Genomic DNA, 11,879 nt, shown 5'->3' with positions numbered 1-11,879 from the left:
GCGCGGTGGCGAAGCTCGCAGGTCAACTGGTCGAGGCCCTGGACGGGCTGCTGGGGGTTCCGGTACCGCTGCGGGTGCAGGCCTGGGACGGCAGCCTCGCCGGGCCGCCGGGAGCGCCCACCCTGGTCCTGCGCAACCGCCGGGCACTGCGCCGCCTGCTCTGGCAGCCGGGCGAGCTGGGACTGGCCCGCGCCTACGTCGCGGGAGACCTGGAGATCGCCCCCGGCAGCGACCTCTACGAGGTGCTCTCGGTGGTCGGCCGGTTCGCCGAACTGCCGGAGATCCGCACCCTCGACCTCGGGCCGCGCGACGTGCTCGGCGCCAAGGGCCGGCGGGTCCTCGCGGCCGCCCTGCGGGCCGGGGCGCTCGGCCCCGAGCCCGCACCGCCCCGGGAGGAGGTCCGGAAGGCCGCAGGGCGGCTGCACAGCCGCAGCCGGGACCGCGCGGCCATCAGCCACCACTACGACGTCGGGAACGACTTCTACGGCCTCGTGCTCGGCCCGTCGATGGTCTACTCGTGCGCCTACTGGACGCCGGAGGCGAAGAGCCTGGAGGCGGCCCAGGAGGCCAAGCTCGACCTGATCTGCCGCAAGCTCGGACTGCGGCCCGGCCTGCGGCTGCTGGACGTCGGCTGCGGCTGGGGGTCACTGCTGCTGCACGCGGCCCGGCACTACGGCGTCACCGCGGTCGGCGTCTCCATCTCCGCCGAACAGGTCGCGCTGGCCCGCGCGCGGGTCGAGGAGGCCGGCCTGGCCGACCGGGTCGAGGTCCGGCTCCAGGACTACCGGGAGACCGCCGACGGGCCGTTCGACGCGATCTCCAGCGTCGGGATGGCCGAGCACGTCGGCTCCGAGCAGTACCGGGTCTACGCCGAGGTCCTGTACCGGCTGCTGGCGCCCGGCGGCCGGCTGCTCAACCACCAGATCGCCCGCCGCCCGAACCACCCCGGTGAGCAGCACCACGCCAGTCCCTTCATCGACCGCTACGTCTTCCCCGACGGCGAGCTCTCCCCCGTCGGTTCCACCGTGGCCCGGCTGGAGGAGGCCGGCTTCGAGGTCCGCGACGTCGAGTCGCTGCGCGAGCACTACGGGCTGACCCTGCGCGAGTGGGTGGCCAACCTCGAAGCGCACTGGACGGAGGCGGTCCGGCTGGTCGGCCGCGGCCGCGCCCGGGTCTGGCGGCTGTACATGGCGGCCTCCGCGCTGGCCTTCGAGCAGAACCGGATCGGGATCAACCAGGTCCTCGCCGTGCGCAGCACCGAGGAGGGCACGGCGGGCCTCCCGTCGACCCGCGAGGAGTGGCTGCTGCGTCCCGCCGCCGGTGCGTCGCAGCAGGCCGTCGGGGTCCCCGCCGCCGGTCCGGCCGAACCGGATTTGGGAGATCGGCCGTCGGTCCGCTAATCTTTCAGTGCGGCAAGGGCCTATAGCTCAGACGGTTAGAGCGCTTCCCTGATAAGGAAGAGGCCACAGGTTCAAGTCCTGTTAGGCCCACCACCGCGAAGGCCCCGGAGTGATCCACTCCGGGGCCTTCGACGTTTTCGCGGATCGGCCGGATTCGGGTACGCTCTCTGTTCGGCGAGGGCCTATAGCTCAGACGGTTAGAGCGCTTCCCTGATAAGGAAGAGGCCACAGGTTCAAGTCCTGTTAGGCCCACCTCCCCGAAGGCCCCGGAGTGATCAACTCCGGGGCCTTCGACGTTCCCGCCCGCGGACCCCGGACCGTCCGCCCGCCCAGGTGGCCGTGCTGCTGCGCCCGGAGGGCCCCGGCGGACCGGGCCTGACCGGGGATTCCGGGGCCGGCCGTGCGCGGTCGGAGCGCCCGGCAGGAGGTGCTGCGTCAATCCTCGGACCGGACCGCCGGGTTGGCCGCACCGGTGGCTGGTCACGATTGGGACACCGGTGTGTATCATCGGCCGCAAGGGCAGTCTGGCACCCGGCCGCCCGTTTGCGCTCGAAACACATCTGGACTCGTCGGCCCGGTCAGTCCGGCCGGATCCGGCTCTTGAGTCCACCAACGCAAGAAGGACGAGGTCCCGCGGTGAAGAAGCTTCTCCTGGTCGCCCTGGTCGCCCTCGGCGGCTTCTTTGTCTACCGTCAGGTCCAGGCGGACCGCGCCGAGCAGGACCTGTGGACCGAGGCCACCGACCCGGTCCCGGCCGGTCGCTGAGCTCCGGCGATCTGACGATCGACGATCTTCGGGGGCGCCCGTCGGCGCCTCCCGGGCCGGCCGGCCCGGTCGACCGACCGGACCGGCCGGTTCCCTTCGGGGGACGGCGCTGGGAAACGCGCCGGGACCCGGTACGCTAGTGCCCGTCGGCACGCGCGATGCCGTCGAGGGGCATTAGCTCAGTTGGTAGAGCGCTGCCTTTGCAAGGCAGATGTCAGGAGTTCGAGTCTCCTATGCTCCACAGTTCACAGCAGTAGCCGATCGGCCGCTGACCGGAATCCCGGTCAGCGGCCGATCGGCGTTCGCGGGCCTCTCCGCGCCTTCCGCACGGTCAGTCCGCCGTGGGGCCCGCGCCGTCGGCGGGCTCTCCGGGCTCGGCGGTCCCGCCCTCGGGGCCGGCCCCGTTCACCGGGGCGGTGGCGGCGTGCGCGCCGGCCGGCCGCGGCTCCTGCGCGGACGGGGGCTCGACCAGCCACTCCGGGTTGCTGTGCCGGCGCCACCACTGCCAGGCCACCAGGCCGGTGCCGATCGCCAGCAGGCCGGCCACGGTGAGGCCGGTGGTCCAGCCGCGGCACCGTTCCCTCCTGGCGTTGCGGGCGGCCAGTTCGCTGATCTCGGCCGAGCTGACGTGGCCCTGCAGGGCGGTCAGCGCGGCGGCGCCACGGTACTGGGCCTCCTGGGCGACCGGGACGACCGCGGCGCGGGCGTCGCCGACCGCCTGGGCCACCCTGGGGCCGACCGTGGTGCGGGCCTGGTCCGCGGCGCGGGCGGCGGAGAGGCGGGCCGCCAGAGCGGCCTCCTGGGCCCGGTGGAGGGCCTTCAGGGCGTTCTGCTGGGCCTCCGGCGGCAGGCTGGCGAAGACCTGGCCGAACTGTGGGGCGAGGTGCTTGTCGTACTGGACACGGAGATTGTGGGCGGCCTGGGTGGTCATCGGCCCGAGGGCGTCCAAGGCGGGGCCGATGCGCTGCTTGGCGCCGTCCGCGAAGTGCGCGGCGGTGTCCCGGGTCCTGGTGGCCGTCTCACGGGCTGAGTCCGAAAAGCTCACGAGTCTCTCCTCCTGGGTGGCGTCCTTTATGCACCTGTCCACCTGAATGCTGATCATGCATGCCGATTTGTCCGACGGCACGTCGGAGTGGGCCGTACGCGGGGCGGCGGGTGGGCGCGCGCGGGGCGGCGGGATGCGGGGGAGCGGGCCGCCGGGCGGGGGTGCGGCAGTAGGCTGGCTGTTTCGGAGGTCGCGTACGGGAAGGGGACCCGCTGATGCTTCCGGACGAGCCGCGGTCGTCGGCCGATCCGTCCCCGGAGGGCGGACCGCCCGGCTGCTTCCGCCATCCCGGGACGGCCACCGGGATCTCCTGCACCCGGTGCGAGCGGCCGATCTGCCCGGAGTGCATGGTGCCCGCCGCGGTGGGCTTCCAGTGCCCCGAGTGCGTCAGCCGGGGCCACGCCGGGAGCCGGCGGGCGACCACCCGCTTCGGCGGGGGGCTCGCGGGCGACGGCGGGCTGGTCACCCGGGTGCTGGTCGGCGTCAACGTGGTGGTCTGGCTGCTGGCGGCCTACGTGCTCACCCCGCAGCTGGGCCAGACCTGGTCGCTGTTCAGCGCGGGCCGGGACGTCCTCGGCGGCCCGGCCGGCATCGCGGACGGCCCGGACCAGTGGTACCGGCTGCTGACCGCCACCTTCCTGCACGTGGAGTGGTGGCACATCGGGCTGAACATGGTGGTGCTGCTCTGGCTCGGCCCGCCGCTGGAGGAGGCGCTCGGCCGGCTCCGCTTCCTGGCCCTCTACCTCGTCTCCGCCCTGGGCGGCAGCACCTTCGCCTTCCTGGTGGCCGGGAACCTGATGAACTCGGTGGGGGCCTCCGGGGCGATCTTCGGGCTGATCGGCGCCACGATCGTGCTCCAGCTGCACAACCGGGGCCCGCTGGCCCCGGTGATGGCGTTCCTGGTCTTCAACCTGGTCGTCACCTTCTCGCGCCCGGGCGTCGACTGGCGGGCGCATCTGGGCGGCCTGGTGCTCGGCACGCTGACCGCGGCCGGTCTGATGTACGCCCCGCGCGAGCACCGCGGCCCGGTCCAGGTGCTGGTGGTGGCGGGGGCCCTGGCGGTGGAGGCGGCGCTGCTGCTGATCGGGATGTCCCTCTACGGCGCCTGAGGGCCGGGCGTCACGGCGCCCTGGTGTCCGGGCCTTTGTCCACAGCGGGTGCGGGGTTGTGCACAGGCTGTGCGGCGCCCGGGCTGTGGACTGTTGTTCTACGCGTGTCCTGCTGTGCGGTTCTCCCGCTTCCGGGAGGTTGTGCACAGCTGTGGACGGCCTCGGCCGGGAAAGTTATCCACAGGCTGGGGAGACTTTTCCCCAGTGTGGATAACCATGTGGATAAGCCTGACAGTCGGATGGTCGGGATAGCCGACCGGGTTCCCGCCGGTGTCCGGGCACGCCTGACCGCCGCCCCGGGACGAGCGATCCGGAGCAGCGGGGAGCGGCCCGGTACCGGGCCTCAGGACGAGCGGGTCGTCACTTCCACTGGGTGGAGACGCCGAACCCCGCGGCGATGAAGCCGAAGCCCACCAGGATGTTCCAGTTCCGCCAGCTCTCGACCGGGTAGGTGCCGCTGGTCACGTAGTAGGTGACGATCCACACCAGGCCGATCAGGAACAGTGCCAGCATCAGCGGCGCGACCCAGCCGCGGCCCGAGCTGATCTTCACCACGGCCGTCGTCGGCGGGGTGTAGTCGGACTTCTTGCGGAGTCGAGACTTCGGCACGAGGGGATCTCCTGTCGATGCGCTGTGAGACCGCGCAGAGGTGCAGCGGGTGGGTCGGGTGACGGCGGTCGGCCGTGAGAACGCTCTGAGGACCGCTCCGCACATGCCACCGGCGTCCGTTAGCGTAGTGGCTCGGCGGGTCTTGAGGAGATAAGGGTACGGTGACTAATTTGTCGATTCCCCCTGAGCCGGTCCGTACCCGCCGCTCCGGCACCCGAATTGTCGGACGTGCCCTGACCTGCGCCGTCTTCGCGCTCGCCGGATTGCTCTTCTACATCAGCGCGCAGACCGCCCGCGGCACCGACCTGCGGACCGACAACTCGCTGCTGAGCCTCGGCGACGTGATCCGCCAGCGCAGCGCGCAGAACCAGCAGGCACAGTCCCAGCTCGCGGACCTCCAGGCCCGTGCCCAGGACCTCACCGAGCAGCAGGGCCACAGCCCCGCCGACGCGGCCCGGCTGGACGGCCTGCGGCTCGGCGCCGCCCTGGAGCCGCTGCAGGGCGGCGGCCTGACCGTCACCCTCAACGACGCCCCGCCGAACGCCACCGCGCGCATCCCCGGCGTCCCCGAGCCCGGCGTCAACGACCTGGTCATCCACCAGCAGGACATCCAGGCCGTGGTCAACGCGCTGTGGCGGGGCGGCGCGGAGGGCGTGCAGGTGATGGACCAGCGGCTGATCTCCACCAGCGCCGTCCGCTGCGTCGGGAACACCCTGCTGCTCCAGGGGCGGGTCTACTCCCCGCCGTACGTGGTCAAGGCGGTGGGGAAGACCGACGCGCTGCGCTCGGCCGTCGACGCGGACCCGACGATCCGCAACTACCTGCAGTACGTCCAGGCGTACGGGCTGGGCTGGAAGGTCCAGGAGAGCGGGGACCTCACCCTGCCGGGGTACTCCGGCACCACCGAGCTGCGCTCGGCGGGCGGGCAGCAGTAGCCGGACCGGCCTCGCGGCCGTGGGAGGCGGGTCTACTCTTGACCCAGTCTGCTACGACGAGGGAGCACCATGTACGGCTTCATCTGGCGTCACCTCCCGGGGAACACCCTGGTGAAGGCCGTCATTTCGGTGCTCCTCATCCTGGGGATCGTCTACCTGCTCTTCACCTACGTCTTCCCGTGGGCGGAACCGTTGCTCCCCTTCGGTGACGTCACAGTGGACGGCGGCGACGGCGCCGCGGCCGGCTGAGCCGCCGGCCCGGCACTTCCATCCAGCACCGCATCCCACGGAGACCACGCGCGCATGACCACCCAGTCGAACCCGCCCCGCATCCTGGTGGTGGACAACTACGACAGCTTCGTCTTCAACCTGGTGCAGTACCTGTACCAGTTGGGCGCCACCTGCGAGGTGGTGCGCAACGACGAGGTGAGCGTCGAGCACGCCGTCCGCCGCTCGGGCGAGGAGGGCTTCGACGGGGTGCTGCTCTCCCCCGGGCCCGGCGCGCCGGAGGAGGCCGGGGTCTGCATCGAGATGGTGCACCACTGCGCGCGGATCGGGCTGCCGGTGTTCGGGGTCTGCCTGGGCCTGCAGTCGCTCGCGGTCGCGTACGGCGCGGTGGTCGGCCGGGCGCCGGAGCTGCTGCACGGCAAGACCTCGCTGGTCGAGCACGAGGACGGCGGGGTGTTCGAGGGCCTGCCCTCGCCGCTGACCGCGACCCGCTACCACTCGCTCGCGGTCGAACCGGCCACCGTGCCGGAGGAGTTGGTGGTCACCGCGCGGACCGGGAGCGGTGTGATCATGGGGCTGAGGCACCGTGAACTGCCGGTCGAGGGCGTGCAGTTCCACCCCGAGTCGGTGCTCACCGAGGGCGGGCACCGGATGCTCGCCAACTGGCTCGCGGAGTGCGGCTTCCCGCAGGCGGTGGACCGGTCGGCCGGGCTCGCCCCGGTGATCGGCCGGGGCTGAGCGGCGTGACCACGCTGCGTCCGGAGGGGCGATACCAGCCGGAGGCGGACCCGTACGGTGGTGGGCGGCAGTTCGACGGCGCCCAGGAGTACGCGAGCCCGCAGTACGACGGTGCCGGCGCCGCCCCGCACCACCAGGGGTCCCCGGGCCGGACCGTGGCCGAGGACGCCTGGGGCGTGTACGAGCAGGCCGAGGAGCCCCTCGCGGGCGGGCCCGAGTACCCCTGGCTGCCCGACCAGACCCTCCAGCTGCGGCTGCCCGCCGGGCTCGGGGCGTCGGCCGCCGAGCCGGCCCCGCCGACCGGCGGCCGGGCCGAGCGCCGCCGGGCCGCCCAGGGCCGTACGGCGATCCGGTCGGGCAACGGGCGGCGGCGGGCGCGGGGCGGGTCCGCGGGACGGGTGCGTCCCAAGGAATCCGCGCTCGTCGTGACCGCCCGGGCCGTCGGCGAGCTGTGCATAACGCTCGGCCTGGTGATGCTGCTCTTCGTCGCCTACCAGCTCTGGTGGACCAACGTGCAGGCCGACGCGGCCGCTTCCGGCGCCCGCGACCAGCTGGAGCAGCAGTTCGACGCCGCCCAGGCGCCCGCCCAGCCGGGGCAGCCCGCTCCGGACCCGAGCAAGCCCGAGGTGTTCGAGCCGGGCAAGGGCTTCGCCATCGTCTACCTGCCCAAGCTGGGGCTGAAGTTCCCGATCGCCGAGGGCACCTCCAAGACCGCGGTGCTCGACAAGGGCCTGGTCGGCCACTACCCCGGCACCGCGATGCCGGGCGACAAGGCGGGCAACTTCGCGCTGGCCGCCCACCGCAACACCCACGGCGAGCCGTTCCGGTACATCAACCAGCTCTCCAAGGGCGACAAGGTCGTGGTGGAGACCGCCGCCGGCTACTACACCTACGAGATCACCGGGGGCATCCCGGAGACGTCCCCGAGCAACGTGAGCGTGATCAAGCCGGTGCCGAACGGCTCCGGGTACACCGGCCCCGGCCGCTACATCACGTTGACCACCTGCACCCCCGAGTTCACCTCCAAGTTCCGTCTCATCGTCTTTGGGAAGATGATCGAGGAACGGCCGCGCAGCCAAGGCAAGCCGGCCGCGATCACGGGCGGGTAGCCGCCCGGCCGCCCGGCCCGGAGGGGGACCATCGCACATGCAGGACGACGAGGCCGCACAGGCGGCCCGACCGGGGCAGGACGCCTTCCCCCCGCCCGCGCGGCCGACCGGGCGGGGGAGGAGCCGGGCGCTGGCCGCGCTCGGGGTGTTCGGCGAGCTGCTGATCACCCTGGGCCTGGTGCTCGGCCTGTTCGTGGCCTACTCGCTGTGGTGGACCAACGTGCAGGCCGACCAGGCGGCGTCGGAGGCCTCCGACCGGCTGCGCAGCTCCTGGGCCGCGGGCCCGAGCACCGGCGCCCCGGCCGCCCCGGGGGGCGCCCCCGCGCCGGGAGGCACGCCCGCCCCGGCTCCGGCCCCCGACGCCTCCGCCCCGCCCGGGTCGAAGCCGTTCGCGGCCGGGGAGGACGTCGGCTTCCTGCACGTCCCGGCGATGGGCCGGGACTTCCAGGTGCTGATCCGGATGGGCACCTCCACCGAGGTCCTGGACGAGGGCGTGGCGGGCGTCTACGAGCAGCCCTACAAGGCCGCGATGCCCTGGGACCAGGCCGGCAACTTCGCGCTGGCCGCCCACCGGGACGGCCACGGCGCCAAGTTCCACGACCTGGACGCCGTCCACAAGGGCGACGCGGTCGTCGTCGAGACCAAGGACAAGTGGTACGTCTACAAGGTCGACAACACCCTGCCGGAGACCTCCAAGTTCGACACCGGCATCGTGGCGCCCGTCCCGGCGAGTTCCGGGTACGCCGGCCCCGGCCGCTACATCACCCTGACCACCTGCACGCCGGTCTACACCTCGCGGTACCGGATGGCGGTCTGGGGGAGCCTGGTGCGGGTGGACGACGTGGACGCCAAGCGCACCCCGCCGCCGGAGCTGCGGCGCTCCTGAGCCGAGGATCAGTAGTAGCGCTCTTTGGGAATTAGTCGCCGGCGTACCAGGCCTGATTAGTGCCGCCGTTGGTGTCCCAGAGCTGCGCCGGTGCGCCATTTGCTCCGCTGAACCCGCCGATTTCGATGGCATAGCGGTTCCACTGGAAGCTGAACACCGGACCGGTGCTGCTGGCGGAGTACTTCCAGAATCTTTGGTTGGAGTTGTAGTTGCATTCCCACTGGACGAGCGTGGCGCCTGCGTAAGCGTTTCCGCCGGGAATGTCGATGCATTTGTGGGTGTACGCGTTTCCAAGTGTGAACTGATTGACACCGTAAACGTCCACGATGTACCACGACTGGTTTGCTCCGCCAGTGCAGTCCCACTGGCGGATCGCTGCCCCGTTGTCGATGCTCCAGTCGGCAACCTCGAGGCATTTCTTGGTTGCGATGTTAATTATTCTGGTTGGAGTCAGCGCGGCGGCCGGTTTGATCGGCACTGCGGATGCCGGTTGCGAGATCAGGAGCAGGGAGGTGGATGAGGCGACTATCGACATCCTTAGGAGGGATTTCTTAATGCTGCTCATTCGGCGCCCGTGCTCCGCTCTTGGTCTTGGCTGGCGATTTAATTTGATTGAATATTAAGGATTGCATGGCGAGTGGTTGGTGTCAAGACTCGATAGGGGATTGCTTATATTTGGCGGGTTTCTGCTATTATGTCAATAACGGCCTATTTGTGAGGCTTGTTGGATTTAATATTGGTATTGAAAAAAGTCGAGTGCCCGACCGGGGGAGTCAGTCGGGCACTCGAAGAGTCTCAGTTAAACCAGGGGAATATCGGAGGCCTAGTGGTCTCCTTTGGCGGGCGGGGTGGTGGGGTCGCCCCCTTTGGTCGGATCAGCCGGCTTCGTGAAGAGCTGGACCTGGGTGTTCGGGTCGACCTGGGTACCGGCTGGCGGGTTGGTCATCTGGACGATCGCGTTCGGGTCCTGAGGGCCCGCCACGGTGTAGCCGAGGCCTGCCTTCGCCAGCTGGGCGATGGCGTCCGACAGCTTCTGGTTCTGCAGCGGCGGCACCGTGGCCTTGTCCGGAGCCTTGAAGATCGTCAGCGCGATCTTGGTGTTGGCCGGGACCTTGGTGTTGGGCTGCACCGACTGCGAGGCGACGGTGTTGACCTTGGTGGGGTCGTTGGTCGGCGTGGTCTTCGAGGCGTCGACCTGGAAGCCCGCGGTCTGCAGCTGGTTCGTCGCGTCGTCCTTCTGGGCGCCGACCACGTTCGGGACGTTGACCTTGCTCTTGCCCTGCGAGACCGTCAGCTTGATCGGGGCGGTCGGGTCCGCGCTGCCGCCGGCCGGCGGGTCCTGGGCGGTGACGGTGTCCTGCGCGGCGGTGTCGTCGTCCTTGTACTCGGGGGCGCCGACGTTGGTGAAGCCGGCCGCGGCCAGGGCCTGCAGCGCCTGGTCCTTGGTCTTGCCGACCACGGGCGGCACGGTCGCCTTCGCCGGGCCGGAGGAGACCTGCACCGTGATGGTCGCGGTCTCGGCCACCTGGGTGCCGGGCGTCGGGGTCTGCGTGCAGACCTGGTCCTTCTTGACGGCGGCGTCCGGGCAGGCGATCTTGTCGCCCTCGGTCACCACCAGCTTGGCGCCGGCCGCCGCGGCGGCGGTCTTGGCATCGGCCAGGCTCTTGCCGACCAGGTTCGGCGCCGCGATCTTCGCGGCGTCCTTGGCGCCCTTGTCGCTGAACATCGCCTGGGCCACGAAGAAGGTGCCGACCAGGACCAGCACGGCGGCCACCGCCAGCACGATCCAGGAGGTGTTGCTCTTCTTCGGCTGGTCGCCGCGCCGCCCGCTGCGGCCCTGGCCGTCGTCGTAGCCGTCGTTGCCGCCCGCGCCGGCGTAGGTCTGGCCGTAGCCGTCGTCCGGGTAGCCGCCCTGCTGCCCGTAGCCGGGCTGCCCGGAGGCCTGCGGCAGGACGGTGGTCGGGCCGCCGCCGGGCTGCTGCGGCAGCACGTTGGTCTGGCCGTACGGGTCGTGCGGCTGCGGGTAGCCGTTCTGGTCGTAGCCGTAGCCGGCCGCGCCCATGCCGTAGGCGGCCTGCTGGGCGGCGGCCACCGGCAGGCCGTCGAGGAAGCGCTCGATGTCGTCGCGCATCTCGTCGGCGCTCTGGTAGCGGTAGTCCCGCTCCTTGGCGAGCGCCTTCAGCACGATCGCGTCGATCTCGGGCCGCACCTCGGGGTCGAAGACCGACGGCGGCTGCGGCTCCTCCCGGACGTGCTGGTAGGCCACCGCGACCGGCGAGTCGCCGACGAACGGCGGGCGGACGGTCAGCAGCTCGTAGAGCAGGCAGCCGGTCGAGTAGAGGTCGGAGCGGGCGTCGACCTGCTCGCCCTTGGCCTGCTCGGGGGAGAGGTACTGGGCGGTGCCGATGACGGCAGAGGTCTGCGTCATGGTCATCCCGGCGTCACCCATCGCACGGGCGATGCCGAAGTCCATCACCTTGACGTTGCCCTGCCGGGTCAGCATCACGTTGGCGGGCTTGATGTCGCGGTGCACGATGCCGGCCCGGTGCGAGTACTCCAGGGCCTGGAGGATGCCGATGGTCATCTCCAGCGCGCGCTCCGGCAGCAGCCGGCGGCCGGAGTGCAGCAGCTCGCGCAGCGTCGACCCCTCGACGTACTCCATCACGATGTACGGGATGGAGATGCCGTCGATGTAGTCCTCGCCGGTGTCGTACACGGCGACGATCGCGGGGTGGTTCAGGGACGCCGCCGACTGCGCCTCACGGCGGAAGCGGGCCTGGAACGACGGATCCCGGGCCATGTCGGCCCGGAGCGTCTTCACGGCGACGGAACGGCCGAGCCGGGTGTCATGGGCGAGGTAGACCTCGGCCATGCCGCCGCGTCCGAGGACGCCGCCCAGCTCGTACCTGCCGCCTAGGCGACGAGGCTCTTCCATAGTTCCGACCCTCTCCCTCACCCGCCGGTGAGGTTGTGACGTAGGTGTCCCCGCACGCTCTGGGTGACGCCGCGCGGTCCGCGACCGGTTCTCCGGCCGGGCCGTGCGGTGCCTCGCGGG

At 71.2% G+C, this 11,879-nt stretch carries 12 protein-coding genes and 3 tRNA genes; 11 read left to right on the top strand and 4 right to left on the bottom strand.

What is annotated here, in order from left to right; genetic code table 11:
- Positions 1–5: 5 nt before the first annotated feature.
- The 5 genes from ACIRST_RS30940 (at position 6) to ACIRST_RS30920 (ending at position 2,406) form a co-directional block, all read left to right on the top strand.
- Positions 6–1,400 carry a class I SAM-dependent methyltransferase gene (locus ACIRST_RS30940; protein WP_402806183.1) on the top strand — a complete coding sequence of 465 codons (1,395 nt, stop codon included), beginning with the start codon at positions 6–8 and terminating at the stop codon, positions 1,398–1,400.
- Between the two features lie 16 nt (positions 1,401–1,416).
- Positions 1,417–1,493: transfer RNA gene (locus tag ACIRST_RS30935), tRNA-Ile, on the top strand.
- Between the two features lie 85 nt (positions 1,494–1,578).
- A tRNA-Ile gene (locus ACIRST_RS30930) sits at positions 1,579–1,652 on the top strand.
- Positions 1,653–2,036: 384 nt separating this feature from the next.
- Entirely contained in the window at positions 2,037–2,165 is a 129-nt protein-coding gene (locus tag ACIRST_RS30925) for a DLW-39 family protein (protein WP_014137031.1), read from the top strand.
- Positions 2,166–2,333: 168 nt separating this feature from the next.
- Positions 2,334–2,406 (top strand) — tRNA-Ala (locus ACIRST_RS30920).
- A gap of 90 nt (positions 2,407–2,496) precedes the next feature.
- On the opposite strand, the gene ACIRST_RS30915 is transcribed toward ACIRST_RS30920, so the two are convergent.
- A complete protein-coding gene (locus ACIRST_RS30915) occupies positions 2,497–3,210 on the bottom strand; it encodes a DUF5324 family protein (protein WP_402806180.1) in 714 nt (237 codons plus the stop codon).
- 215 nt (positions 3,211–3,425) lie between these two features.
- On the opposite strand from ACIRST_RS30915, the gene ACIRST_RS30910 reads away from it, so the two are divergent.
- Positions 3,426–4,319: a rhomboid family intramembrane serine protease gene (locus ACIRST_RS30910; protein ID WP_402806177.1), complete on the top strand. Its 894-nt coding sequence runs from the start codon at positions 3,426–3,428 to the stop codon at positions 4,317–4,319.
- Between the two features lie 360 nt (positions 4,320–4,679).
- Here ACIRST_RS30910 and crgA read toward each other — a convergent pair whose 3' ends face one another.
- Positions 4,680–4,928: a cell division protein CrgA gene (gene crgA / locus ACIRST_RS30905; RefSeq protein ID WP_189913287.1), complete on the bottom strand. Its 249-nt coding sequence runs from the start codon at positions 4,926–4,928 to the stop codon at positions 4,680–4,682.
- 170 nt (positions 4,929–5,098) lie between these two features.
- Here crgA and ACIRST_RS30900 point away from each other — a divergent pair, with 170 nt between their 5' ends.
- From ACIRST_RS30900 to ACIRST_RS30880, 5 genes are all read left to right on the top strand, one after another.
- On the top strand, positions 5,099–5,863 hold the full coding sequence (locus tag ACIRST_RS30900; protein WP_396549880.1) for a DUF881 domain-containing protein: 765 nt from the start codon (positions 5,099–5,101) through the stop codon (positions 5,861–5,863).
- A gap of 69 nt (positions 5,864–5,932) precedes the next feature.
- Positions 5,933–6,112 (top strand): hypothetical protein, encoded by a 180-nt coding sequence (locus ACIRST_RS30895; RefSeq protein WP_350526482.1) that lies wholly within the window; start codon positions 5,933–5,935, stop codon positions 6,110–6,112.
- Positions 6,113–6,166: 54 nt separating this feature from the next.
- A complete protein-coding gene (locus ACIRST_RS30890) occupies positions 6,167–6,829 on the top strand; it encodes an aminodeoxychorismate/anthranilate synthase component II (RefSeq protein WP_402806172.1) in 663 nt (220 codons plus the stop codon).
- A gap of 5 nt (positions 6,830–6,834) precedes the next feature.
- Entirely contained in the window at positions 6,835–7,938 is a 1,104-nt protein-coding gene (locus ACIRST_RS30885) for a class E sortase (protein WP_402806170.1), read from the top strand.
- A gap of 37 nt (positions 7,939–7,975) precedes the next feature.
- On the top strand, positions 7,976–8,824 hold the full coding sequence (locus ACIRST_RS30880; RefSeq protein ID WP_402806168.1) for a class E sortase: 849 nt from the start codon (positions 7,976–7,978) through the stop codon (positions 8,822–8,824).
- A gap of 31 nt (positions 8,825–8,855) precedes the next feature.
- Here the strand turns inward: ACIRST_RS30880 and ACIRST_RS30875 are convergent, their stop codons facing one another.
- Both ACIRST_RS30875 and pknB read right to left on the bottom strand, forming a co-directional pair.
- The gene (locus tag ACIRST_RS30875; protein ID WP_402806166.1) at positions 8,856–9,389 is read right to left on the bottom strand and encodes an RICIN domain-containing protein; all 534 of its coding nucleotides are present in this window, start codon (positions 9,387–9,389) and stop codon (positions 8,856–8,858) included.
- Between the two features lie 258 nt (positions 9,390–9,647).
- The gene (gene pknB, locus ACIRST_RS30870; RefSeq protein WP_402806163.1) at positions 9,648–11,759 is read right to left on the bottom strand and encodes a Stk1 family PASTA domain-containing Ser/Thr kinase; all 2,112 of its coding nucleotides are present in this window, start codon (positions 11,757–11,759) and stop codon (positions 9,648–9,650) included.
- Positions 11,760–11,879 lie beyond the last annotated feature (120 nt).

Source organism: Kitasatospora sp. NPDC101447, from assembly GCF_044767225.1.
Lineage (GTDB): Bacteria > Actinomycetota > Actinomycetes > Streptomycetales > Streptomycetaceae > Kitasatospora.
This window is presented reverse-complemented; position numbering and strand designations above follow the sequence as displayed.